Raw genomic sequence first — 24,775 nt, 5'->3', positions numbered from 1 at the left:
CTCGGCTGTAACTCGGACACTGCCGCCCGATAGGGTGCCTAGCATGACGGCGACGCAATCGACCCGCCGCCGCTTCTGGTGGGTGCGCTGGGTGGCACTCGCGTTGGTCGTGGTGATTCTCTCGGTCGAGGCCTATCTGGTCTGGCCGAAGCTCAGGGAGACCTGGTTCCACCTCGACGAGATCGAGTGGGAGTGGGTTGCCCTCTGCATCTTGGCAGCCGTGCTCTCGATGGACAGCTTCGCGCAGGTGCAGCGGACGCTTCTCCGATCGGCCGGTGTCAGGGTGAAGCAGTGGCAGTCCCTGTCAGTGGTACTCGCGGCGAACTCGCTGAGCCAGACGATGCCCGGTGGGCAGGTGCTCGCGCCCGCATTCACCTACCGCGAAACCCGCAAGTGGGGAGCGACACCCGTCATCGCGTCGTGGCAGGTCGTCATGTCCGGACTCTTGATGGGTGTCGGTCTCGCCGTCCTCGGCCTGGGAGGCGCCCTCCTGGCGGGAGCCAAGACAAGTCCGTTCTCGGTCATCTTCTCGATCAGCGGCTTCATCGCGTTCGCCCTGGTCGCCCAGTACATCGCCCGGCACCCGGAATCGATCGAGGGCATCGGCGTCACGTTGCTGCGGTGGATCAATCACCTCCGCGACAAAGCCGCGGATCACGGCGTCCAGCGGTGGCACGAGATCTTGCGGCAACTGCAGGCAGTTCAGCTCAAACCGAAGGAAGCCTCGCAAGCGTTCGGGTGGTCACTGTTCAACTGGGTCGCGGACGTCGCCTGTCTGGCCTTCGCCTGCTACGCGGTCGGCGGGCAACCCAGCATCGCCGGATTGATGGTGGCGTACGCCGCATCGAAGGCCGTGGGCACCGCGATACCACTGCTCCCGGGAGGACTCGGGGTCGTCGACGGCGTGCTGGTGCCCGCGTTGACGTCCGCCGGGATGGGCGCAGCGGAATCGGTCACCGCGGTTCTGGTGTACCGCATGATCAGCTACCTGTTGGTGGCTCTCGTGGGCTGGATTGTGATCCTCGTCATGTTCCGGGGTACCTACCGGGCCGAGGCCGAGAGCGGGGACACGATCGAGGAAGAAGTAGAGGAAGAGCTCGACGACGTCGTGGAAGACCGCTCGAAGAGCGTGTCCACCGATCCCGACCCCCCGGTCATCCGACCGTCCGACGAACGGCCGGATTCGCCCGATTCGGTTCGCTGAGCGCGCGCGGTGCCCGCTACGGTGGCTCGTATGCGCCGAACGCTCACCGCCCTCAGTGATCTACTCGCGGTGCTCGTCTTCGCTTTCATCGGCCGCATGAACCACGCCGAGGGTCTGTCGATCGAAGGCGTGTTCAGCACCACCTGGCCCTTCGCGATCGGCGCGGCGATCGGCTGGGCCCTGGCGTATCTCTTCGCGCACATGCTCGCCGACCACGGGTTCGACTACGACTTCCGGCCCGAACGACTCATCCCCGACGGTGCGCTGATGTGGATCGGCGCGGTCGCCATCGGGATGACCCTGCGCCACCTCTTCCATCAGGGCGTCGCATTCAGCTTCGTCATCGTCGCGACCATCGTGCTCGGCGCGTTCCTGCTGGGCTGGCGTGCGGTCCGGGTGCTGCTGGTGCGGCGTTCAGTCATCACCGTCTGACGTCGGATCGACGGGCGGGATCAGCGCCTCCAGTTGCGTGAGTTTGCCAGGATTCCGCACGAACATCAGTCGGCTGATTCCCGCCGATCCCTCTCGAGCTCCGCTCCGCTGCGTCCCCGGGGCCGAGAACTCGAACGAGAGCAGCGTGTCAGGCTTCCCATCTCGCACCGTCAACACCGCGGGCCCACCGTTGCACTCGACGAGCAGCGGGTACGACCCGACTGCGAACTTCGTGACGGCACCGAGGACGAACCGGGCGACCTTGTCGCGACCGAAGATCGGGACGCGGGCGGCGCTGACGATGCCGCCGCCGTCGCTGATCGAGACCACGTCCGCGGTGAGCGCAGCTTCGAGCGCGGCGAGATCGCCCGCCTGCGCGGCCGCGACGAACGCGGTCATGACCCGCGCCCGCTCGTCGGGGTCCACCGACGTGTGGCGTTCACGTCCGACGTGTTCGCGCGCCCTGCGGGCCAGCTGCCGGGCATTGGCCTCATTGGTCTCGAGCAGCCGAGCGATCTCGCGGTAGGGGTAGTCGAAGGCTTCGCGCAGGATGTATGCCGCGCGCTCGCGCGGATCGAGGCGTTCGAGTAGCAGGACCACCGCCATCTCCAGTGCTTCGGCGCGAACGGCCCCGAGCGCGGGATCATCGACGGTCGACACCGGCTCCGGCAGCCAGGGTCCGATGTAGGTCTCCCGTGTCGCTCGTGCGGATGTCACCGCATTGATGGACAGTCGGGTGACGGTGGTGACGAGGAACGCCTCCGCATTGCGGACCACGTCGTGATCGGTCCCCTGCCAGCGGAGCCAGGCATCCTGCACCAGGTCTTCGGCTTCACCGGCCGCGCCGGTCATGCGGTAGGCGATTCCGAACAGGCGTGGCCGGAGTCGTTCGAACTCGTTTAGAGCTGTCGCCTGCGACATCACATACCCTTTCGCCAGGTCTCGGCCGCCGGATCCGACCGTGTGTCAGCCATTTCGATGAGCTTGTCACATTCGCAACGCCTCGTCGGTCTGGGGTTTTGCCAGGCAAACACACGCCGGCCGAGACGACGAAAGGCAGCACTCATGACGACATTCTTGGTCACCGGAGCCACCGGGCGGATCGGCGTCCCGACCACCGCGCAGTTGCGGAACGCCGGGCACGACGTGCGTGCGCTGAGCAGGCGCAGCGGTCCGGGGCTGGTCACCGGAGATCTGCTCACCGGCGTCGACAGCGCCGTCCTCGACGACGTCGACACCATCATCCACCTCGCGACGACCAACGGCGCGAAGGACATACAGGTCGCCGAGAACCTCTTTCGGGCGGCTGCCGAGGCAGGCGTCGCGCACGTGGTGCTGCTTTCGATCGTCGGCATCGACACCATCCCGATGGGGTTCTACAAGCACCGCGTCCAGATCGAGGAGATCGCGACGAACTCCCACGTGCCGGTGACCCTGCAGCGGGCCACGCAGTTCCACCCGTTCGTGGAACAGATGTTCACCGCACAGAGGTTCTCACCGGTGTTCGTGAGTCCGTCGATCCGCTTCCAGCCCATCGGCACCGCTGAAGTCGCGGCGCGACTCGTGGAACTGGCGGCGGGCGACCCCGCGGGCCGGGTCGATGACATCGGCGGTCCCGAGCAGCGCACCGCGAGCGATCTGCTCGACGCCTGGAAGCAGGCAACGGGACGACACCGCCCGAGCATTCCGGGAAAGCTGTTCAAGGCGTTCGCAGCCGGCGAGAACCTCATCGAGGGGCCGGGTTTCGGGAACCAGACCTTCAAGCAGTACCTGGCAGACAAGTACCCCGCCGTCAGCTGACGCCAGATCACCCGGCTCGGTGGCCCACCGCATCACGGGCCACCGCCTGATAGCGCGCGATCACCTGTTCCTCGGTGGCCTGCCCGCCCGGCCGGAACCACATGGCGACAGCGGTACAGGCGGTGACCACGAACCGGGAGGCCTCGACCGGATTGTCCGTGCGAAACTCTCCCCGCCGGACACCGTCTGCGACCACACGATCGAAAATTCGCTGCTGCGCATCACGATTGGCGATAACACGCTCCAGCGCCACTGGGTCGAGGCTGCGGAGTTCGGAGTTGCCGATGTAGCTTTCCAGCGGGTTCTCGGCGTGCACGCCGACGTGTGTACGGACGATGGCGTCCAGTCGGTGCACGGGGTCGGCGGGCGCAGCGAGCAATGCCTGCTCGGTGGCTTCCACCAGCGCCTCCCCACCACGAGCCAAGATCGTCACCAGAAGTTCGTGCTTGGATCCGAAGTGGTTGTAGATGGAACCGGCGCTGATGCCTGCGAAACCAGCGATGTCGCGCACGGAGGTCCCGTGGTACCCGCGGGCGGCGATCATCTGAACGGCTGCACTGAGGATCACCCGGGCGGTCGGATCGTCGCTGTCACGGATTGCCGCGGTGGTGAAAGCAGGCTCGCGCGGCGGACCTGACTTCATTGCGGATGGGCGCGGGGGGTGAAGAAGCGTTGCGCCACAGCCAGAGCCGCGGATCCGGATCGCTCACCCTCGGTGTAGACGACGACGACGCGACCACCCGCGATGCCGACGAACCAGCCGGGGCCCTGCGGCCCGTTGGTCCCGACCAGCGCGCGCAGCCCCGGTGCGTTCGTGAGGTCGCTGGCGTCACCCGTGGTCGCCGCCTCCTTCATCGCACTATTGACCGTCGTCAGCACCTTCTGGTCGATCGGACCCAGCTCACCGCCCTCGACCCGTCCGGCCTGCCCTGAGATCATGGACGGCGCAATCGAATTCGTGCGCGCGATCGCAACGCCCAGCGCGCCCATGTTCAGAGCGGACACCTTGAGGTCCTCGGGCCGGAACGTAACCGGCTCGGCGACCGGACCGCTGTGAGGGCCGGACGGACGGACGCCCGGGATCGTGTAGTCGACGTCGAGGCCCAGTTGCGCCAGCAGTTGCGCGGCGCGGGCGTCGTCGGATCCGGCCAGCTGATTGATGACTCTGGCAACCGGTTCCAGCGTGCTACCCGGGGTGTAGTCCTTGTCGATCGTGATGTCCTGTTCGGCCGCTGCGTCGTTACGCATGGATGCGCGGATCGCACCGGTCTTGGCGTCGAGGACCAGGATGCTCGCGGGTTGGGCCACCTCGACCACGGCGTCGAGCGCGTCGAGTTGGGTGACCTGGTCGATGGTGGTGCCGACGTTCGGTCCCGCGGGCCCCTGCTCGCCGGCGAGTTGCACTGGCCGAACGCCAGGGGCGACCATCTGCGCCGACCATCCGGAGGTGGCATCCCGGATTGCCTGCCAGTAATCGTGGACCCCGTCCAACACGGGTGAGTCAAGCCGACGGTCGAGCAGCACGAGTTGCGGCACGGGCTTGACCGAGACGCCCGGCACCGACTTCGGATCACCGGCGAGGGCGACCATGTCTGACTCTCGCACCGACACCACTGTCACCGGCTTGTTCTGGGCGGCCGCGAGCTGATCGCGGATGACGGTTGGCGTGACCAGTTGCGCGAGAGGCTCGATGATGGTCGCGAGCGATCCGATCGACGAGTCCACGTTCGGGGTGCCCGCGGGGTCGAGGACGATCTCGTTGATCGTCTGCAGGGTGAGCATGTTCTTCCCGAACCGGTCCTGCACCACGGGTGCGGGACGCGCGTCGGTTCGAAGGTTGCGCAAGCTGCCGCCGGCGGGCATATTGTCGGCGAGCACTTCCGGCTGCCATTGGATCCGCCAGCCGAGCGAGAGGCGTCGCGCCGAGCCCGAGGTCTCCGTCTTGAGTTCGCGATCATCGCCGAGAACCCACGTCGTGGTCAGCTCGAACGTGGCGGTGCCGTCGGTGTATTCCTCGGCTCGTTCGACGTCGACATTCACCTTCTGCGCACCCATGCCTGTGAACGAGGCGGCAAGCGATCCCTCGGCCTGTCCCGGTGCCGAGGTGAGTGCTGCGGCGGCGAGTGCGTCCTGGTCTTCCATCGCTGTGGCGAACGAGCCGAGCAGTGCCGCCGCACCCGTATCCAGAGGTTTGCTGAACGCGCCGCACGAGGCAACACCGAGCGCGCAGACGAGCGCGAGAACAGCAGTGGCCGCGAGGCGGCCGGGGGAACGACGCATAGTCACAATTTTCACTCCTGTAACAGGACAAATGCCACCAATGTGGTTCCCAACTTGCTTACGAGGTCGTCACAATCGAGTAACTACTCTTAATCTGCCCTGATTTGGGCCCGTTTCCAGCAGCGGAGGATGATGGTCGGGGTGAATGATCGCCATGAACTCCATCGGGCCGACGACCGGCCGGACACCCGAACCGAGTGGCTCGAGTCGCGGCACAGCTTCTCGTTCGGCGACAACTACGACCCTGCCAACACCCACCACGGGGTGTTGATGGTCCACAATGACGAGACCGTTTCACCCCAACAGGGGTTCGACAGCCATCCCCACCGGGACATGGAGATCATCACCTGGGTGCTGTCGGGCTCGTTGGTCCACCAGGATTCGATGGATCACAGTGGGGTGATCTTTCCGGGGCTCGCGCAGCGAATGAGCGCAGGGACCGGCATCCGGCATTCAGAGCGCAACGACACCTGGCGAGCCGATGCGACGACCGGCATCGAGCCCGTCCACTTCGTTCAGATGTGGGTCTTGCCGGACGAGTCGGGCATCGAGCCGGGCTACGACCAACTGGACATCTCCGAGCAACTGACCGGCGGCGGACTCGTCACGGTCGCCTCGGGGATGCCGGCGTACGACTCGGCGATTCGCATCGCCAACAAGAACGCCGCATTTCATGTCGCGCGACTGTCGGTCGGCCAGTCGGTGCCGCTACCCGACCTGCCGTGGGGTCACGTCTTCGTCGCCTCGGGATCGGCGTGGCTCGAGGGTACCGGCGATGAGCTCCAGACAGGCGACGCCGTCAGGATCACCGGTGGTGGCGGTGAGAAACTCACCGCCACCACCGATGCAGAGATCCTCATCTGGGAGATGCACAAGAAACTCGGTCGCTAACTCAAGCGGCGGCCGCCTTCACCGCGTGACTCACCTCGGACCTGATCGAGTTGTACTCCCGGGAGTTCCGTAGTTCGTCGAAGTCGATCCTCCCGCGAGGCAGATCCACCTCGAGGTCGAGGGCTACCTGCCCCGGACGCTTGGAGAGCACCACGATCCGCGACCCGAGGAACACTGCTTCGTCTGCGCTGTGGGTCACGAACACCGACGTCCGGCCGGTCTCGCTGCTCACTCCGCGGACGTCTTCCTGTAGCCGTTCCCTGGTGAGCGCGTCGAGCGCCGCGAAAGGTTCGTCCAGCAGGAAGAGCGGGTTCTCGGCGGCCAGGGCCCGCGCGATGGCGACACGCTGCTGCTGTCCACCGGAGATCTCCCAGATCCGTCGGTCGGCCGTGCCTTCGAGTCCGACCCGCTCGAGTAGCTGATCGCGACGGGCCTTGCGGTCCGGCTTCGCGATCCCGGCGTACTTCAGGGCGACCTCCACGTTGCCGCCGACGGTCCGCCACGGGAACAACCGCGGTTGCTGGAACACGACTCCGGCGGACTCACCGGGTGTCGTCGGGGGCTTGCCGAGCACGTCGACCTGACCGTCGGTGGGCTGTTCGAAGCCGGCGATCAGGCGCAGCAGCGTGCTCTTGCCGCACCCCGACGCCCCGACCAGGACGAGGAACTCGCCGGCCGGGACGTCGAGGGAGACCGGACCCACCGCTGTGACGGTGTCGCCGCCCTTGCCGTAGCGATGTGACACGTTGTCGAGGTGGATGGCTCGACTGTCACTGGTCGAAGGCACCGGGCAGACCTTCGACGTAGATGGCCTCCTGCAACTGCTCCAGGGTGGGCGCGGAGTCGATCTGCTTCTGTGCGACCAGGAACTCGGCGGCGTCGAGCAGGTTGTTCGCGATGTTGCCGACCGCTCCCGGGGTACCGAGCCACTGCGGCGATGCGACCTGGGCAGGCGTGAGGTAGATGCCCTGCTTCAGCTGCCCCTGCGCCTCTTCTGCGCTGATGCCGAGTTCTTGGCCGACTAAGCCGGCAGCGGCGGCCGGATCGGTGTTGATCAGGTCGAGCGCGCGGGCCTGCACTTTGCGCCAGGCGTCGACGGCGGCCGGATCGTCGGAAATCAGTTTGTTCGAGACGACGCCGAGGTCCAGGGTGGGGTTGGACTGACCGATCGCCCGGCTGGTGACGAGGTCTTTGCCGGTCTTGCGGAGCTCGTCGAGGGTCGGCAGCCAGGTGTAGGCGGCGTCGATGTCGCCGCGTTCCCACGCGGCGATGATGGCCTGCGGCTGCAGGTCGACGATCTTGACGTCGTTCGCCGACAGTCCGGCCTGCTCGAGTGCGACCAGCAAGCTGTAGTGCGCGGTCGAGGCCAGTGCGGTGCCGATGGTCTTGCCCTTGAGCTCGGCGACACTGTTGATGTTGGTGCCGTCGCGGGCGACCAGCGCCTCGTTGTCGCCTGCGACGTCGAGAACGAATGCGACCTTGTAGCCGATCGGCGAGTTGCCGGACAGGCCACGGGCGACGGGGCTCGAGCCGATGGCCCCGATGTCGATCGAGTTGCCGATGAAGGCCTGATTGATCGTGGCGCCGGACTCGAACTTGGTCCACTTGATCGTGTAGTCGGGCAGCGCTTCTTCGAGCCACTTCTGATTCTTGACGATCAGGTCGCCACTGGGAAAGGCCTGGTAGCCGACGGTGATGGTCTTGCCGTCGCTGTCGTCACCGGAGCAGGAGGCGAGACCGAGGGTCAGCGTGAGTGCGGACAGCGCAGCGACGAGCACCACCCATCGTCGGCGCAATCGGGCAGAGCGGCGTGTTTGGCTCATGTTGTTCGTTCTTTCTTCTTGTGGGACACAGAGGAGGCGGGCGCGGGCGTTCTAAACGCGTCCCCGCCAGGGCACGGTCTTGCGCTCGATGAGCTGCAGCAGTCCGTCGATGATCAACCCGGAGGTTCCGATCGCGATGATGCCGACGAGCACGACCGGGGTGTTGTTGTAGTTGGATGCGTCTCTGACCATGCCGCCGATGCCGGGCAGGCCGTTGACCAGTTCGGCGGCAACCAGCGAGGAGTAGGCGACCCCGACTGCCAACCGGATGCCGGTGAAGGTCTCGGGCAACGCGGACGGGATCACGACGTCCTTGATCACCTCGAACCTGCTGGCTCCCAGCGCCTTCGCCGCTTCGGTCGAGCTCTGCGGGGCGGCCAGCACTGCCGAGGTGGTCGCGACGGCGACCGGCGGGAACGCCGCGATGGCCAGCAGGGTGATCTTCGGCTCCTCGTTGATGCCGAGCCAGATGATCAGCAGCGAGAAGTACGCCAGCGGCGGCAACGTGCGCAGGAAGGTGATCCAGGGTTCGAACAGAGCCCGGACCTTGCCGAAGGTCCCCATGAACAGCCCGAACGCGATACCGACGACGATGCCGATGGCGATGCCGTAACCGATGCGCTGCAGGCTGATGAGCAGGTGCTCCCACAGGTACTTACCCGCGTAGCCGCGCACACCGTCGGTCGTCGTATTCGTCTCGACGAAGGCGTCCCACACCGCACTCGGCGCGGGGATCAGCGTCTCGTTCCAGATCTTCAGGCTCACGACCAACTGCCACAACGCGATGAAGACGACGAGCGACAGAATCGGTAAACCGACCCGCGACAACAGTTTCGACGTACGCCCGGATTCCCGGCGCCGCGTGGTCACGTTCGGGTCGACCGTCTCGGTCGGCGCAGCTATGGCCGGTACAACTGACATGAGGACAACCCCTGATGAGCTAGCTCTGGCACCGATGATCACCATCGATAGGAGAAGGAGGTGCCGCGCGCGTCGAGGCGAACCTCATCGAAGAGCGGCAGCGGAGGTGTTGTGGTCGCTCTAGGGTGAGCGGACTACAACGTGAAGATGTTCACAGGCAACAGTTCTGGGCACCAAGGCGGCAGAGGTCCACCGCGAGTCGCCGCACCAGCATCGTCTTGAGCACCGCGTCACAGTAGCCCGGCGACTTCCACTCACGCGGATTTGAAGTCAGCTGAACCCAAAGTGTTCTCTTCGACGGCCCGTTCTGCTAGGTACACCCTTTGTGTCCATGAACCACTTCGGCATGCTAGAAAATCACTGGCTCGAATCGAGGGCTGTGTCTTTGCCGACAGCCCGGTGGCGACCCTGCCCGATGGACGCTCGGCTGACTTCCATACAGGTGTGAACAGGGAGCAGTTTCTTGGAGAACAGCAGGACCGACACCCAGTCGGTGCAGGAGGTGCTCGGCGGCAGCGCTGTCCAGAAGGTGGGCAGTTTTCGCTATCTGATCGCGCAGGACCAGTGGCACTGGTCCGATGAGGTCGCCGCGATCCACGGTTACGGGGCCGGCGAGGTCTCACCCACCACCGAACTGCTGCTCGCACACAAGCACCCTGATGACCGGGAGCGGGTCGAGCGGGCGATCGACGACCTCCTACGGGAGGGGAAGTCGTTCAGCAGCAGGCACCGCATCGTCGATCGCCGCGGGCAGGTCCATCACGTGCTCGTCGTCGGGGATCGACTGACCGACCCATCCGGATCCCTCATCGGCACCGAAGGATTCTATGTGGACCTGACAGACGTGCACGAGGGTGAACTGAAAGAGACGATGGACGCCGCGGTCAAGGACTTCGCGGTGTCCCGGGCTGTCATCGAACAGGCAAAGGGCATGTTGATGCTCGTGTACGGCATCAACGCCGACCGCGCATTCGACGTCCTGACCTGGCGTTCGCAGCAGACCAACACGAAGCTCAGGACGTTGGCACAGAACATCGTCGCCTCGGTCAACGGCAACGTACCGTTCGACGACGAGAGCAGGCAGATGTTCGATCATCTGCTGCTGACCGCGCATCAGAGCCCGGATGACGCAGCTGCGCAGAACTCGGGTAGCTCCGGCGGCGGCTGACGAAATCGCGGTTCGGTGCCAGGATGGTCTGGTGACTTCTACCGCAGACACCGCCAATTCCACCGCCGCACGGTCCGGCATCGATCTGAGCTGGGTCGACGAGTCGGTGCGGCCGCAAGACGACCTCTTCGAGCATGTGAACGGCACCTGGTTGCGCGACCACGTCATCCCCGAGGACCGCGCGGTCGATGGCGCCTTCCATGTGTTGCGCGACCGTGCAGAAGAGAACGTCCGCGACTTGATCACCGAGTGCGCCGAGTCCTCGCCTGCCCCCGGCAGCGACGCCCAGAAGATCGGCGACCTCTTCGCCAGCTTCATGAACACCGAGCACATCAATGCACTCGGTATCTCCCCGATCACTGCGGACCTCGCGGCGCTCGGCGACGCGACCACACGCACCGAGCTCGCCGGGCTCGTCGGGGCGGCGCAGCGCCGCGGAATCGGTGGCCTCTTCGGCTACTACGTGGACACCGATGCCAAGGCGTCTGATCGCTATCTGATGCACATCACGCAGTCCGGGATCGGACTGCCCGACGAGTCGTACTACCGCGAGGACAATCACGCCGAGACGCGCACCGCGTACCGGGCTCACGTCGAGAAGATGTTCGCACTGGCCGGATTCGACGATTCCGCCGCCCGTGCCGACACCGTCGTCGATCTCGAGACCGCCATCGCGTCCCAGCACTGGGATGTGGTGCGCCGCCGCGACGCCGACCTCACGTACAACCTCCGCACTCTGTCCGAGTTCACAACAGAAGCAACCGGATTCGATGTGGACTCCTGGATCTCCGGGCTACGGACAACGGGTTCCGAGACCTTCGGCGAGGTCGTCGTCGGCCAGCCGTCCTTCGTCGGGGGCGTCGCGGCATTGTGGGGCGAGCGCGACCTCGACGAGTGGAAGGTGTGGGCACAGTGGCGGCTGCTGCATTCGGCCGCCCCGTACCTCTCCGATGAGTTCGTCGACGAGAACTTCGACTTCTACGGCAAGACCCTCACCGGTTCGGAGGTCATTCGCGACCGCTGGAAGCGCGGGGTCGGCCTCGTCGAGCAAGGCCTCGGATTTGCCGTCGGTAAACTGTATGTGGCAAAGCACTTTCCGCCCGAGGCCAAGGCCCGCATGGACGTACTGATCGGGAATCTCGTGAAGGCGTACCGGCGTAACATCACCGATCTGGATTGGATGAGCCCGGATACCCGCGAGAAGGCCCTGGTCAAGCTCGAGAAGTTCACGCCGAAGATCGGATACCCGGCGACCTGGCGCGACTATTCGTCTCTGCGCATCGAGCGAGACGACCTCTTCGGGAACATCGCTCGCGCAAGCGCTTACGAGGAGGATCGCGAGTTCGGGAAGATCGGTTCGCCGGTCGACCACGACGAGTGGTTCATGACCCCCCAGACGGTCAACGCCTACTACAACCCGGGGATGAACGAGATCGTGTTCCCCGCAGCGATCCTGCAGCCTCCGTTCTTCGACCCCGAGGCCGACGACGCCGCCAACTATGGCGGCATCGGTGCGGTGATCGGCCATGAAATCGGCCACGGCTTCGATGACCAGGGTGCGAAGTACGACGGTGACGGCAATCTCGTGGACTGGTGGACCGACAACGATCGTACCGAGTTCAGCACCCGCACACGCAAACTCATCGATCAGTACGGCACCTTCACCCCGAAGGGCCTCGACGAGAAGTACAAGGTCAACGGCGACTTCACGATCGGTGAGAACATCGGCGATCTCGGCGGTCTGTCGATCTCACTTGTCGCCTACCAGATCGCCCTGGACGGGCAGACCCCGCCGGACATCGACGGCCTCACCGGACTGCAGCGGGTGTTCTATGGCTGGGCGCAGGTGTGGCGCACCAAGACCCGCGACGCCGAGGCGATCCGGCGGCTGTCGATCGATCCGCATTCACCGCCTGAGTTCCGCTGCAACGGCGTCATCAGCAACATCAACGCGTTCTACGACGCGTTCGGGGTGAAAGAGGGCGACGGCCTCTACCTCGACGACGCGGACCGCGTACACATCTGGTAACCCCCAACCCCCGATTTTGGTGGGTTTTGGCGAAGCCGACCTGCGGGTTTGCTCGCCAAAACCCACCAAAATCGGAAGTTACGGGGTGGTGAAGTCGGTCAGTCCATCAGCCGGATCTGCGGTACCGCCGATGGTGTTCACCACGACGACCGGCGCACCCTTGGGGGCATTCTCGAAGAACCACCGTCCGTCCTCGGTGCTGACGTTGAGGCAACCGTGCGAGACGTTGGTGTTGCCCTGTTGTCCGACCGACCACGGCGCGGCGTGGACGAAGATGCCGCTGTTCGAGATGCGGGTCGCGTATTCGACATACGTGCGGTAGCCGTCGGGTGAGTCCACGGGCACCCCGTAGGTGGACGAGTCCATGTACATGTCAGCGAACCGCTCACCGACGGTGTAGATGCCGTTGGGTGTGGGGTGATCGTTGGCGCCCATCGACGTGGGCATAGTCCGGACCACCTTTCCGTCGACCGCGACGGTGATGGTGTGGGTGTTGTCGTCGGCCGTCGCGATCCAGGACTCGCCGATCGTGAAGTTCGAGGTGGCGCTGCCGGCCTGCACAGAGACCTGCGTGTTCGCCGGCCAGAACTCTGTCGGCTTCCACCGGAGTTCCTTGTTGCCCACCCAGTACAGATTGCCGGCAACCGCCGGCGTCGCGGTGACCCTGATGGCTTTCTCTGCGGCCTCTTTGTCGTCGATCGCCGCCTGGAACGAGATGACCACCGGCTGCGCGACCCCGACCGTCTCGCCGTCGGCGGGATCGAGTGTCGGAGTCGAGAAGTTGGCGCGGCCCAGCGGTTGCTCGGATGACGTCGTCGGCGCCGGGCTCGCGGGGCCGGGCTTGGGCAGATCAGGAGCGGAGATACCGGGGACCTCCGGGCCGCCCGGCCAGACGGGATCGGCTGTCGCTGTGATGGTGGACGTTCCGAGAAGCAGTGCGACCCCTGCGACAACAGTCACGAGCCGGCGACGGCGACCATGCCTGATCCTGCCGAGCTGCATGCAGTGTCCCCTTTTTGGTTTTCCCCCGAGCGCCAGGATGCCCAAGATACGTGAGTGTCCCGAGATTCTCCACCACCGAATCGTCGAACTCCGCATCGCAAGTGCTCCGGAGACACAAACTGCGTATGACCACGCGTGGAGCGGACGGAGAGCTCTTCGGATGTCGCCGTCCGACCACGGCGAATTGACATCTATAAGTAGACTTTCAGAATTGTCTAGCAGGACAGGCCATGGCAGGAACTGGGAACATGAAACAACCGAACACCGATTTACCCGATCGGATGGCCGCAGTCGCGCGGCTGCTGCGGTCTGAGAGCAAGGACAGCGACACCGTTCTGCGCGCGATTTCGAAGTCCGCGGTCGAGAACGTTCCCGGTGGCGAGTACGCCAGTGTCACCCTGGTGACGGGCAACTCCAAGGTCGAGACGCCGGTCATGGTGGGCGACCTGGCAGGCAAATGCGACGAATTGCAGCAGGAGTTCGGCGAAGGCCCATGCATCCGGTCGGCGCTCAACTCCGAGACCATCCAGATCGACGACATGGGCTCAGACACCCGGTGGCCGCGTTTCGCCGCAGGCGCCGAGAGTCTGGGCATCAAGTCGATGATCTGCTTCTGCCTGTACATAGAGGACGACACTTTGGGCGCGCTCAATCTGCACAGCTCGTCGGCAGGCGCCTTCGACGACGAATCGGTCTCCATCGGTTCGCTGTTCGCCGCGCATGCCGCGATCGCCTTCGCGGCGGTCAGGGAGAAAGACCAGATTCGGGCAGCGCTCACCAACCGCGACATCATCGGCCAGGCCAAAGGCATGATCATGGAACGCTACAAACTCGACCCGGACGAAGCCTTCCGGCTCCTCGCACGACTGTCCCAGGACTCGAACGTCAAACTGGCCGAGATTGCGCTGCAGGTGGTCACCGCAGGCCCGGACGAACGCTAGGCGCCCGGACCCCGATCAGGGTTCAGCGGCTGAGGAACTCACCGACTGCACTCTCGAACGCACCCTTGGCCTCGATCATCACCCAGTGCCCGCAGTTCGGGAAGACATGTAACTCGGCCTGAGGTATCAACCGCATCGGGATCATCGCCATGTCGGGTGGGCTGACCCTGTCGTCACGACCCCAGGTGAGCAGCGTCGGGCAGCTGACCTTGTGCATCATCGACCAGTACGGAGGGTTGTCGGATGCGGCCATGAACTCCTGCTGCATCGCGAACGCCGCCGAGCCGTACATCATCTGAGCCGTCGCTTGGGCGTCCGGATTGATGGCGGCCTCCCAGCGCTCCTCGATCAGCTCATCTGTCACCAGGGCTCGGTCGAACACCATGGCCGTCAGCCAGCGGATCAGCTTGTCCCGATCAGGTGCATCAGTGAACTCCTGCAGCAACCGCAGGCCCTCGCTCGGGCTGGGACTGAAGACGTTCGGCCCGACACCACCGATGGTCACGAGCTTGCTCACCCGGTCCGGCTTCTTGATGGCCAGGTTGACGCCGACCACACCACCCATCGAATTGCCGATGACCGGCGCGGACTCGATGCCGAGCGCGTCCATGAATCTGATCACCGACGACCCGGCGGTCAGTACGGGATGGCCTTTGACGGGATCACTCACGCCGAACCCTGGGAACTCCAGCACGTAGCAGTGGAAGTTCTCGGCGAACACCCCGATGTTTCCCCGGTAGTTGCGCCAGCCGGTGACGCCGGGACCGGAACCGTGCAACAAGATCAGCGGCGGACCGGAACCCGCCTCGTGATAGCGCAGCACTCCGCTGTCGGTCTGCAGTTCTCGTCTGGATTCCTCGAAGGTCACGTTCACCCCCTCAGATTAGAACGTGTTCCATTTCTGTGGGCCGAATGGGTCGCCGTGGCGAGCCGCAGACCTGGCGGACACGCGCCGGCAGCTACGACTCGAGGGATTCGTCGATCGCATGGAGCTGACGGACCTCCACCGATCGCAGCACCGCCAGCGACGCGGTCACCGCGAGATCGCACGCGGCGTCGATACCCGCACCCGAGACGATCACCGCTCGGTTGGCGACATCGAGACTCATACCGAGCAGCATCGACGCCAGGGTGTCGGCGCTGGCCCCGACCGTGTCGCCCTGCTCGGCATAGTTTCCCCGCAGCCGCTCCGCGATGCGGGGTTCGAGCGCCGCGAACAGCCGGCGACCGGGATCGTGATCCTCATCGCGGTTCGTCAGCAGCACCCGGAACCCTCTGGGCTGGCGGCGAGCGAACTCGAACAACGCCTCGACGGAGTACCTCGCCCGGTCGCCGTAGGTCATGTCGTCGCCCTTGTCGTACGCGGCGAACATCCACTCGGTGAGCGCAGAGAGCTCACGATCGATGACGGCCTCGACAAGAGAATCGCGCGAGCCGAAGTGCGCGTACAACGTGACCCGAGACGTACCACCACGTTCGGCGATCATGTCCATCGTGGCCCGCTGCGCGCCGACATCAGCGATCACCGACAGAGCAGCATCGAGCAGTTCGTCGTCGGTCGGCCGGTTACGGGTACTACGAGTACTCTTCGCTGAGACCTCGCCCGAGCTGGTCGTCTTCGGCACTTTCCCTCCTCCAGCGAGCGGCCGCGCACCGTCCCGGATGCCCCACGACGGACCGCTTCCACACGCCTGCCTCGAGTTCAGGCGCTATTCGACAACCGTTGCCGCCGCACCGGTCTCACGGGTCTCACCGGTCGAGCTCCGCTTCGCTTCGTCTCCGGCCAGTCCGAAGTACGCGGCCTCAACCTTCTCGCGTTGGCCCCGGAGATCCTGCGCCGACCCCGCCAAAGCCACTCGGCCATGGTGCAGGACGATCGCGGAGTCGGCAATCGCAAGGGCGAGGTCGATGTGTTGCTCCACGAGCACCACTGCCATCTGCTGCTCGTCGGCGATGGTGCGCAGGCGCGGCAGCAAGTCCTTCACCGCGATCGGCGACAGGCCGAGGCTGAGCTCGTCGATCAGCAGGACCTTGGGCTTCGCCAGCAGCGCCTTCGCGAGCGCCAGCATCTGTTGCTCACCGCCCGAGAGGTTGCCGCACCGCCGACCTTTGAGCGTCTTCAACTTGGGGAAGTACTCGAAGACGTCGCTCAGTTCGGCGCCGCCCTTGCGTTTGGCCAGCCTCAGGTTGTCGGACACGGTGAGTTTGTGGAACACACCGCGGTTGTCGGGGACCAAGGTAAGACCTCGCCGGGCGTTACGTTCGACCCGCTTGTCGAGCGGTGCCCCGAGGACGGTCACCGCCCCCGACATGAGCGGCAGTGCACCGACCGTGGCGAGCAGGGTGGTCGTCTTGCCGGCTCCATTGGGTCCGAGCAACGCCAGGATCTCCCCTGCCCGCACACTCGCATTGAAGTCGCGGACGGCCGGGACTCCGCCGTAGCCGACATTGAGTCCCTCGATCGTCAGCACCGATTCGCTGGCCACGGCGGTTGTGGTTGTCATTGCGCCGACCCTTTCTGCAGTAGCGGCGATGCCTCGGGCCCGCCGGCGGCGTCGATGTCGACTTCCGCCTCCACCTCGGCACTGCCCAGGTAGGCGGACACGACCCGCGGGTCGTCTCGAATCTCCTGCGGAGGGCCCGCGGCAATGACTTTTCCGAAGTCCAGGACGTAGAGCCGATGGCACACGTCGAGAACGAGCGACATGTCGTGGTCGATCAACAACACTCCGATGCCGGTCGCGGCGATACGACGCAGCTCGTCTCCGAAGTCGCGGCTCTCGTGGGTGTCCAGGCCTGCTGCCGGTTCGTCGAGCAGCACCATCCTGGTGCCGCCCACGAGGGCCCGCGCCACACCCACCAGTTTCTGCTGGCCCAGGGCCAGCTCACTCGGATGCCGGTCCGCGGAATCGGTCAGGCCCACCATCGCGAGCGCCTCGCCGATGGTTTTCGCGGGCGGCTTCGACCCGGTGAAGATATCCGCGACCAGAGCTTTGAGGCCCGGTTTCTGCACCGCGACCGCTAGATTCTCGGCCACCGTCAGGTCCGCGAACAGCTCGCCTGCCTGCCAGGTTCGAGCCATGCCCGTGCCTCGTCTGCGGTGCGGGCTGTACCCGTCGATCCGGACCCCGCCCATCGTCACCTCACCGGTTGACTTGGTGAAGCCGGTGACGGCATCGACGAACGTGGTCTTACCCGCCCCGTTGGGACCGATGAGGCCGACGATCTCGCCGGCTCCGACCTCGAGAGTGATGTCGTCATTGGCGACCACACCGCCGTACCGGACCGACAGGCCTCGAGCCTGCAGCAGTGCTGCTCCCTGCGCTTCAGCCGACATGAGAACTCGCTTTCGCTTCGGATGTTCCTGACGACGCCGGCACAGCAGGCGCAGCGGTCTTACCGGAATCTGGACCCTTACCGATCCTCGCTTTGATGTGGTCTACCGCTTCGCGTACCGCACCGGCGACACCCACCGGGTTGAGCACAGCCATCAGCAACAGGCTGCCGGCCGCGATCAGCTCGTAGTACTTACCGAAATCCAGGGTCTGAGTGAGGAATACGTACCCCACTCCCAGCGGACCGATGATGCCCGCAACGAACGCACCCGACACCGACGTGATGCCGCCGACGTAGGTCATCGCGAGCAACGTCAGGCCGATGATCACGGTGAACGATCCCGCGGACAGCTGCCCGCGGCTGTACCCGATGAGACAACCGCCGACCCCGGCAAGAAATGCAGACAACGCGAAGCCCAAGATCTTCGTTGCCGCAACGTTGATTCCCACCGACGCCGCTGCTCGCTCGTTCGAACGCACCGCGAGGAACGCGCGACCCGTGGCGCCCGCCATGAACCGCATCACTATGAGTGTCAACACTGTCACCACCACCAACACCATCATCGAGAACTCGATGGTCGTCAGTTCGCTGCCCTGCCGCACCGACAGGTCCCAGCCGAACAACGTGGGGTCCTCGATGAGGTTGCCCTCGAACGGCGTCAACGATGGATTGTTGAAGACGAAGCTCTGAATGGCCAGCGCCGCAGCCAGTGTCACGACAGCCAATTGTGCGCCGCGGATACGGAGGGCGGGAACGCCGACGATCACACCGAGCACGGTGGCGATCAACGCCGACAGCAGGATGCTCAGCGGGAAGGGGACGCCCCAGTTCGTCGTGACCTTCGACAGTGCGAATCCCGCCGCACCAGCGAACGCCATACTCGCCAGGGAGATCTGACCGAGATAACCGGTCAGCAGCACGAGAGACAATGCGATCAGTGACAAGATCATCGACGTCAGGATTCCGAAACGCCAACTGCCGGAGGTCAACAGAACAGCGACCACCACAGCGGCGACCATCAGGACGACCGGTATCGGACGAATTCTGGGAATGAACACCGCAGGCATCTTCGCCTCGCCGAGCGAGCCGCGCGACGGGATCTTGCCGCCCAGCAGGAACAGCGCGATCACCACGACAACGAACGGAACAGCGTCGCCGACCCCGGTCTGCGCCCAGCTGGGCCACCACTCCAGGGTGCTCGCCCACAGGATCACGGCCTGGAATGCACCCAAGATCAACCCGGCCGCACAGGCGACCCCGAACGAGGTGAGTCGTCCGACCAGCGCAACCGCCAGCGCAGGGATGATGTAGAACGTGTAACTCGTGGCATCCAGACCGATTGTGTAAGCACCGAGGACGACGATGAGGCCGGAGGCGGCACCGGTGATCACCCACACGATTGCGGCGAGCCGATCTGGCGAGAAGCCGGCAAGTCGCGCGGCCAGCTCGTCCTCAGAACCCGCCCGTGTCGCGACACCGAGAGTCGTCAGCGAGAAATACGCCCACAGCAACAAGGCGATCAGTATCGCGACGACGGCCATGAGGATGTCGCTCACGTTGACGACCGCGCCGGCGATCTCGAAGGTATTCTGCGGCAAAATCGGTAGTGCCATCAGGGAGTCGGTGCTGAAACGTAGATGTACCAGAGCCGTTATGAACAGCATCAGGCCGACCGAGGCGACCACCTGTGCCAGCACCGGAGCGTGGCGCAGCGGCCGGAAGATCAGATAGTGCGCAAGCAGCGCCCACAGCGCAGCAGAAACGACGCCGATCACGATGGCGAGCACCATCGGTGTCGGGTTGTCCTCACTGCCGATGCTCAGGCTCCCGATAGGAAGCACGAGGGTACCGTCGGTGCGCAGTGCGGCAACAACATACACCGCCCAGAGCGCAATCGAACCCTGAGCGAAGTTGATGACCCCGGTGGCAGCGTAGATGCCGACCAATGAGGTGGCGAACACCGAGTAGACGGCGCCGACCGCCAGGCCGAGGAACACGAATTGGACGAATTGACTCATGGGTCGTTGCCCACCTCACTGTGTGGATCTGCGCGAAACCGGTACGAGAGTGCGCGGTATCAAGGCGTTGATGCCTGGGGGGTGGATCGCTCGAGGCTTCGAGCGATCCACCCCCCAGTAGATCTGTCTGACGGTAGAGCGCTATCTACTAGCTGGCACCCGGGATGGCCGCGAGCGCAGCCGGATTCGGCTGAGTCAGTCCGCCACCGACGGGTTCTGTCTTCTGATCGGCGACCACCTCGAAGACGAACATCTCCGTGGTGCAGTTCGGCGTGGTCGGCTTGCCGCAGTTGAGCTTCGGTCCGAGCCAGCTCTGGTAGTCCGTCACGGCCTTGAGGGATGCCAGAACGGTGGCGCCGGTGTACTCCGCAGGCTTCGCTGCACCGAGGGTCCGAGCGAAGTCGACGAACGTCGCGAAGGTGCCGTAGGCGTAGAAGCCACCGGACTCGCCGGCCTCATCGACGTACTTCTTGGTGATGTCGAGGTTGGCTTGCATGTCCGCCGGGGCAGAATCCTTGGCCGGGTCGAGCCAGATAGGTGAATACGTCTGGGCACCAACGGCCTTGGGACCAAGTGCCTCGAGGAACTCGGTGCAGGCCGCGAGGAACATGGTGTTCTTGAAGCCCACGCTCTGCAACGACTGGGCGAGCTTGGTGCAGTTCGCGTCTGTCTGCGAGGTCATCAGGCCGCCGGCATCGGGGTTACCGGAGTTGATGGTCGACGCCAACGCGGTGTAGTTCGGGTTCGTCGGTGAGTAGTAGACACTCTTGACGTCGAGACCGAGCTGCTGGCCCAGCGGCAGCAGAATGCGCTCGAACGTCTGGCGTGCGGCCGCAACGTCGACGTTTGCCAGCGTCAGAGAGTTCTTGCCCTGCGCTTTGAGGGACTGCATCACGCCGACCAGGAAGGAAGCCTGAGGCGGTCCGAAGTAGACCCGATTGTCGGCCGACGAGCCCGTCACGGAATCGAAAGGAATCTGCCCGACGAGCGGGATGTTGGCGGACTTGAGGATCGGCAGGGCCGCACTCGACGCGGCGTCGTAACCATCGATGACCGCAGTTACACCGGCCTGCACCAGCTGATTGGCGCAACCGATGGTCGATTCCGGCGCCGACACATCGACGGCGCAACTGGTCACCTCGATGGGGTGTCCGTCGATACCGCCGAGCGAGTCGTTGATGTACTTGACCGCAGCCTGTTGCCCGACCTCGACACCGGGCTGGGTGATCGGTCCGTTCGAAGGGTTGAGGAAGCCGACCTTGATCGGCGTACCGGTGGCCTTGGTGCCACTCTCCGATGGCGCGGCGGCGGTGCTACCGCCGTCATCGGACCCGCTGTCGTCGCTACAGGAGACGACGGAAAAGACACACGCCGCCGCGACAAATACTGCCGCAATCCGGCCGGTTCTCTTACGCATTTCAATGCCTTTCCCGGCGGCTTCTGACTTCAGACGAATAGGTGCGACAAGATCGGTTCGCCGAGGCGATGACTTGGGGTTTGAACAGCACGAATAAGCCCGGCCAGGCCCTCCGAGTTACACGGGGTTTGCAACCGAATGGCGTGCTTGCAATTCGGAGTGCCCAATCCGGGTGTGATCTGGGCCACTCGAAAAATAGCCCCTGCCTTACAGCCGCGTCAAGGTGAATCCATAAGTAAAATTCTGGACGAAATCGGCAGCGATGGACTTCTCGAAACCGTCCGTATTGTCCGATTTGAGGCGTATAAATAGTGGTCGGAAATATCGTTCGCATTGCGCACTAAATCCCGCCCCGTGAACGCGGCAGTGCGCCCTGACTCCCCTTGTCGCCTCACGGCTCTAGACTCTGCGGGGTGAGCTACTCACGTTTCGTCGCAATAGGAGACAGTCAGACCGAAGGCATGTGTGACGGCGACGATGACGCCGGCTACCGAGGCTGGGCCGACCGACTGGCCGAGATGCTGGCCGAGCACAACCCGCGCCTGCGCTACGCCAATCTCGCGGTCCGGGGCCGGACCACCCGACAGATCCGCGACGTACAGCTCGCTCCGGCCGTCGCGCTGCAGCCGGATCTGGTGGCCGCTCCCCTGGGCATGAACGACGTACTTGCCAGCACAGCGATATCGCAGGTCCACAGGGACCTCGACTTCATCTACAGCGAACTGCGAAAGTCGGACGCGACGGTGCTGATCTCGACGTTTCCGAACCTCGCTCGCACCGTACCGATCGCAAAACGCATCGAAGCGCGGCTACTGGCGGTCAACGAGATGATGCGGGAGTTCGCCATGACGTACGGATTCGTCCTCGTCGACCTGCATGCCGCATCGGTTCTCACCGACCCCCGATCGTGGTCGCCCGATCGCTTGCACGCATCCCCCTTCGGACATCAGAGATTCGCTGCCGGCGCCGCCCACGCCCTCGGCCTCCCCGGCAGCGACCCGCAATGGGGCGAGGCATTGCCGCCGCGCCCTCCGCTGACGATCGCGCAGACCATCGCTCGTGAAACACAGTGGGCCAGGACGTTTTTCATTCCGTGGATGATTCGGCGCATCCGCGGGGTCTCCCTCGGAGACGGCAGAGAACCCAAACGCCCAGAACTGACGCCGGTGGTGCCGGAGACGCATCACGGCCCGGTTCCATTGCAGGAACCGGGCCGTGATGAGCGCAGGGGCTAAGAGGTGACTTCTTACTGCGCGCCTCTCACATAGACGCGCGGGAACACCTCCCCGTCAGAAGGACTTCAGTACTTCTCGCCCTTGGCTGCCTTGTCGACGAGCGACTGCGGCGGCTCGAAGTTGCTGCCGTACTTGCTCGCGAGATCGCGGGCGCGATCGACGAAGCCCTGCAGACCACCCTCGTACTGGTTGATGTACTGGATGACACCGCCGGTCCACGCCGGGAAGCCGATGCCGAAGATCGAGCCGATGTTGGCGTCGGCGACGGTCTCGAGCACACCCTCGTCGAAACACTTGACGGTTTCGAGGGCCTCGGCGAAGAGCATGCGCTCTTGCATGTCCTCGAACGGGATCGTCTTCGAGCCCGAGTTGAACGATTCACGCAGACCGGGCCAGATGCCGACGCGCTTGCCGTTCTCGTCGTAGTCGTAGAAGCCCTTGCCACCCGAGCGTCCCGGGCGGCCGAACTCGTCGACCATCTTGTCCACGACAGCGGAAGAACCGTGGTCGGGGACCTCTTTGCCCTCGTTGGCGAGGGCCTTCTCGGTCTCCTTGCGGATCTTCTGCGGCAGCGTCAGCGTCAGCTCGTCCATGAGCTGCAGCGGCGGAGCCGGGTAACCGGCCTGCGCGCCTGCCTGCTCGATGAACGCCGGCTCCACACCTTCGCCGACGGCCGCGATGGCCTCGTTGACGAAGGTGCCGATGACCCGCGAGGTGAAGAAGCCACGGCTGTCGTTGACGACGATCGGGGTCTTGCGGATCTGCAGGGTGTAGTCGATGACCTTGGCCAGGACCGCGTCAGAGGTCTTGGCGCCCTTGATGATCTCCACCAGCGGCATCTTGTCGACGGGCGAGAAGAAGTGGATTCCGATGAAGTCCTCGGACCGCTTGACACCCTCGGCCAGGCTGGTGATCGGCAGGGTCGAGGTGTTGGAGCCCAGGATGGCGTCGGGTTCGACGATGTCCTCGATCTCCTGGAATACCTTGTGTTTGACCTCGACCGACTCGAACGCGGCCTCGATCACGAGGTCGACGCCCTTGAAGTCCGCGGCGTCGACGGTCGGGGTGATGCGGGCCAGCAGCTCGTCCGACTTCTCCTTCGTGGTCTTGCCACGCGAGAGAGCCTTCTCTTCGAGCTTGATCGCATAGCCCTTGCCCTTTTCGGCGGCTTCGATGTTGATGTCCTTGAGGACGACCTCGATGCCCGACTTGGCAGAGACGTAAGCGATTGCAGCGCCCATCATTCCGGCACCGATGACGCCGACCTTCTTGGCGGTGAACTTCTCGAAACCGTCGGGACGCGACGCGCCGCCGTTGATGGCCTGCAGGTCGAAGAAGAACGCCTTGATCATGTTCTGCGCGACCTGACCGGTCACCAGCGACACGAAGTAGCGGGTCTCGACCTGATCGGCGGTGTCGACGTCGACGTACGCGCCTTCGATGGCGGCGGCCATGATCGCGCGCGGCGCCGGCATCGGGGCACCCTTGAGCTGCTGACGCAGCAGCGACGGGATCGCCGGGAGCATCTGTGCGAGCGACGGGCTGGTGGGCGAGCCGCCGGGCATCTTGTAGCCCTTCTTGTCCCACGGCTGAGCAGCCTCGGGATTGGCAGCGATCCACGCCTTGGCGACCGGGACGAGTTCGTCGATCGAACCGACGAGCTCGTCGACGAGGCCGGTCTCCTTGGCCTGGGTCGGCTTGAACCGGTTGCCCTGCAGCAGAACACCCATCAGTGCGTTCTGGATACCGAGCAGACGCACGGTACGCACGACGCCACCGCCGCCGGGCAGCAGGCCCAGCGTGACCTCGGGGAGGCCGATCTGGCTGCCCTTGACGTCAGCCGCGATGCGGTGGTGGGTGTGCAGCGCGATCTCGAGTCCGCCACCGAGTGCGGCGCCGTTGATGGCCGCCACGACCGGCTTGCCCAGGGTCTCGAGCCGACGGAGCACGGCCTTCATACCGTTGGTGGTGTTCGTGATCTGGGTGGCCAGCTCGACCTTGTCGACGCCCTTGCGATCAGCGGTCATGTCCTTGAGGTCGCCACCGGCGAAGAAGGTCTTCTTGGCCGACGTCAGGATGACACCGGTGATGTTGTCCTTCTCGGCCTCGAGACGATCGACCGTCGCGGCCATCGAGGTGGTGTACAGCCCGTTCATCGTGTTGGCGCCCTGATTCGGGTCGTCCATGGTGAGCAGGACGACGCCGTCGCTGTCCTGTTCCCAGTTGATCATGTTGTCGGTCATAGGTATTCGCAACTCTTTCGTGAAGTGGGGAAGGG

The 24,775-nt window shown here is 64.6% G+C and carries 22 protein-coding genes; 8 read left to right on the top strand and 14 right to left on the bottom strand.

Annotation, left to right across the window (positions count from 1 at the left end; translation table 11 throughout):
• The first annotated feature begins 43 nt into the window (after positions 1-43).
• Together BFL43_RS22115 and BFL43_RS22110 are read left to right on the top strand one after the other, a co-directional pair.
• On the top strand, positions 44-1,204 hold the full coding sequence (locus BFL43_RS22115) for a YbhN family protein (protein ID WP_084894797.1): 1,161 nt from the start codon (positions 44-46) through the stop codon (positions 1,202-1,204).
• 30 nt (positions 1,205-1,234) lie between these two features.
• Positions 1,235-1,636, top strand: coding sequence for a DUF3054 domain-containing protein (locus BFL43_RS22110; protein WP_084894795.1), 402 nt, complete (start codon positions 1,235-1,237; stop codon positions 1,634-1,636).
• On the opposite strand, the gene sigJ is transcribed toward BFL43_RS22110, so the two are convergent.
• Positions 1,619-2,557: an RNA polymerase sigma factor SigJ gene (gene sigJ / locus BFL43_RS22105; RefSeq protein WP_084894793.1), complete on the bottom strand. Its 939-nt coding sequence runs from the start codon at positions 2,555-2,557 to the stop codon at positions 1,619-1,621. The two genes, BFL43_RS22110 and sigJ, sit on opposite strands and share 18 nt — an antisense overlap.
• Positions 2,558-2,701: 144 nt before the next feature.
• Between sigJ and BFL43_RS22100 the strand changes: the two genes are divergently transcribed.
• On the top strand, positions 2,702-3,436 hold the full coding sequence (locus BFL43_RS22100) for an NmrA family NAD(P)-binding protein (protein ID WP_084894791.1): 735 nt from the start codon (positions 2,702-2,704) through the stop codon (positions 3,434-3,436).
• 7 nt (positions 3,437-3,443) lie between these two features.
• Here BFL43_RS22100 and BFL43_RS22095 read toward each other — a convergent pair whose 3' ends face one another.
• On the bottom strand, positions 3,444-4,079 hold the full coding sequence (locus BFL43_RS22095) for a TetR/AcrR family transcriptional regulator (protein WP_084894789.1): 636 nt from the start codon (positions 4,077-4,079) through the stop codon (positions 3,444-3,446).
• Positions 4,076-5,716 carry an NTF2-like N-terminal transpeptidase domain-containing protein gene (locus BFL43_RS22090; RefSeq protein ID WP_084894786.1) on the bottom strand — a complete coding sequence of 547 codons (1,641 nt, stop codon included), beginning with the start codon at positions 5,714-5,716 and terminating at the stop codon, positions 4,076-4,078. The genes BFL43_RS22095 and BFL43_RS22090 overlap by 4 nt, the downstream gene beginning before the upstream one ends.
• Before the next feature lie 141 nt (positions 5,717-5,857).
• Here BFL43_RS22090 and BFL43_RS22085 point away from each other — a divergent pair, with 141 nt between their 5' ends.
• Positions 5,858-6,607, top strand: a complete 750-nt coding sequence (locus BFL43_RS22085; protein ID WP_240498417.1) for a pirin-like bicupin family protein — start codon at positions 5,858-5,860, stop codon at positions 6,605-6,607.
• Position 6,608: 1 nt separating this feature from the next.
• On the opposite strand, the gene BFL43_RS22080 is transcribed toward BFL43_RS22085, so the two are convergent.
• The 3 genes from BFL43_RS22080 to BFL43_RS22070 are packed head-to-tail and all read right to left on the bottom strand — an operon-like array spanning position 6,609 to position 9,351.
• Entirely contained in the window at positions 6,609-7,394 is a 786-nt protein-coding gene (locus BFL43_RS22080) for an ABC transporter ATP-binding protein (protein ID WP_084894784.1), read from the bottom strand.
• Positions 7,378-8,430 (bottom strand): ABC transporter substrate-binding protein, encoded by a 1,053-nt coding sequence (locus BFL43_RS22075; RefSeq protein ID WP_143695458.1) that lies wholly within the window; start codon positions 8,428-8,430, stop codon positions 7,378-7,380. The genes BFL43_RS22080 and BFL43_RS22075 overlap by 17 nt, the downstream gene beginning before the upstream one ends.
• 51 nt (positions 8,431-8,481) lie before the next feature.
• Positions 8,482-9,351, bottom strand: coding sequence for an ABC transporter permease (locus BFL43_RS22070; protein ID WP_084894780.1), 870 nt, complete (start codon positions 9,349-9,351; stop codon positions 8,482-8,484).
• 463 nt (positions 9,352-9,814) lie between these two features.
• Between BFL43_RS22070 and BFL43_RS22065 the strand changes: the two genes are divergently transcribed.
• Complete coding sequence (locus BFL43_RS22065; protein WP_084894778.1) at positions 9,815-10,519, top strand: PAS and ANTAR domain-containing protein; 705 nt, start codon at positions 9,815-9,817, stop codon at positions 10,517-10,519.
• Positions 10,520-10,550: 31 nt separating this feature from the next.
• Positions 10,551-12,548, top strand: a complete 1,998-nt coding sequence (locus tag BFL43_RS22060; RefSeq protein WP_240498416.1) for a M13 family metallopeptidase — start codon at positions 10,551-10,553, stop codon at positions 12,546-12,548.
• Positions 12,549-12,626: 78 nt separating this feature from the next.
• Here the strand turns inward: BFL43_RS22060 and BFL43_RS22055 are convergent, their stop codons facing one another.
• Positions 12,627-13,550: a L,D-transpeptidase gene (locus tag BFL43_RS22055; protein ID WP_084894775.1), complete on the bottom strand. Its 924-nt coding sequence runs from the start codon at positions 13,548-13,550 to the stop codon at positions 12,627-12,629.
• Positions 13,551-13,798: 248 nt separating this feature from the next.
• Here BFL43_RS22055 and BFL43_RS22050 point away from each other — a divergent pair, with 248 nt between their 5' ends.
• Complete coding sequence (locus BFL43_RS22050; protein WP_240498415.1) at positions 13,799-14,491, top strand: GAF and ANTAR domain-containing protein; 693 nt, start codon at positions 13,799-13,801, stop codon at positions 14,489-14,491.
• Positions 14,492-14,513: 22 nt separating this feature from the next.
• On the opposite strand, the gene BFL43_RS22045 is transcribed toward BFL43_RS22050, so the two are convergent.
• From BFL43_RS22045 to BFL43_RS22020, 6 genes are all read right to left on the bottom strand, one after another.
• Complete coding sequence (locus BFL43_RS22045; protein WP_084894773.1) at positions 14,514-15,365, bottom strand: alpha/beta fold hydrolase; 852 nt, start codon at positions 15,363-15,365, stop codon at positions 14,514-14,516.
• An 85-nt stretch (positions 15,366-15,450) separates the two neighbouring features.
• Positions 15,451-16,116, bottom strand: coding sequence for a TetR/AcrR family transcriptional regulator (locus BFL43_RS22040; protein WP_084894771.1), 666 nt, complete (start codon positions 16,114-16,116; stop codon positions 15,451-15,453).
• Positions 16,117-16,200: 84 nt separating this feature from the next.
• Positions 16,201-16,995 carry an ATP-binding cassette domain-containing protein gene (locus BFL43_RS22035; RefSeq protein WP_084894769.1) on the bottom strand — a complete coding sequence of 265 codons (795 nt, stop codon included), beginning with the start codon at positions 16,993-16,995 and terminating at the stop codon, positions 16,201-16,203.
• Positions 16,992-17,828 carry an ABC transporter ATP-binding protein gene (locus BFL43_RS22030; protein WP_084894767.1) on the bottom strand — a complete coding sequence of 279 codons (837 nt, stop codon included), beginning with the start codon at positions 17,826-17,828 and terminating at the stop codon, positions 16,992-16,994. Before BFL43_RS22030 ends, BFL43_RS22035 begins: the two co-directional genes overlap by 4 nt.
• Positions 17,818-19,845: an ABC transporter permease gene (locus BFL43_RS22025; RefSeq protein ID WP_084894765.1), complete on the bottom strand. Its 2,028-nt coding sequence runs from the start codon at positions 19,843-19,845 to the stop codon at positions 17,818-17,820. Before BFL43_RS22025 ends, BFL43_RS22030 begins: the two co-directional genes overlap by 11 nt.
• Before the next feature lie 148 nt (positions 19,846-19,993).
• A complete protein-coding gene (locus tag BFL43_RS22020) occupies positions 19,994-21,262 on the bottom strand; it encodes an ABC transporter substrate-binding protein (protein ID WP_206186730.1) in 1,269 nt (422 codons plus the stop codon).
• A gap of 413 nt (positions 21,263-21,675) precedes the next feature.
• Between BFL43_RS22020 and BFL43_RS22015 the strand changes: the two genes are divergently transcribed.
• Positions 21,676-22,497, top strand: a complete 822-nt coding sequence (locus tag BFL43_RS22015; RefSeq protein WP_084894763.1) for an SGNH/GDSL hydrolase family protein — start codon at positions 21,676-21,678, stop codon at positions 22,495-22,497.
• Positions 22,498-22,562: 65 nt separating this feature from the next.
• On the opposite strand, the gene BFL43_RS22010 is transcribed toward BFL43_RS22015, so the two are convergent.
• A complete protein-coding gene (locus tag BFL43_RS22010) occupies positions 22,563-24,740 on the bottom strand; it encodes a 3-hydroxyacyl-CoA dehydrogenase NAD-binding domain-containing protein (protein WP_084894761.1) in 2,178 nt (725 codons plus the stop codon).
• Positions 24,741-24,775 lie beyond the last annotated feature (35 nt).

Origin of the sequence: Williamsia sp. 1135 (assembly GCF_002095395.1) — a bacterium.
Taxonomy (GTDB): Bacteria; Actinomycetota; Actinomycetes; order Mycobacteriales; family Mycobacteriaceae; genus Williamsia.
The sequence above is the reverse complement of the archived record's forward strand: the minus strand, read 5'-3'. Positions and strand labels throughout refer to the sequence as shown.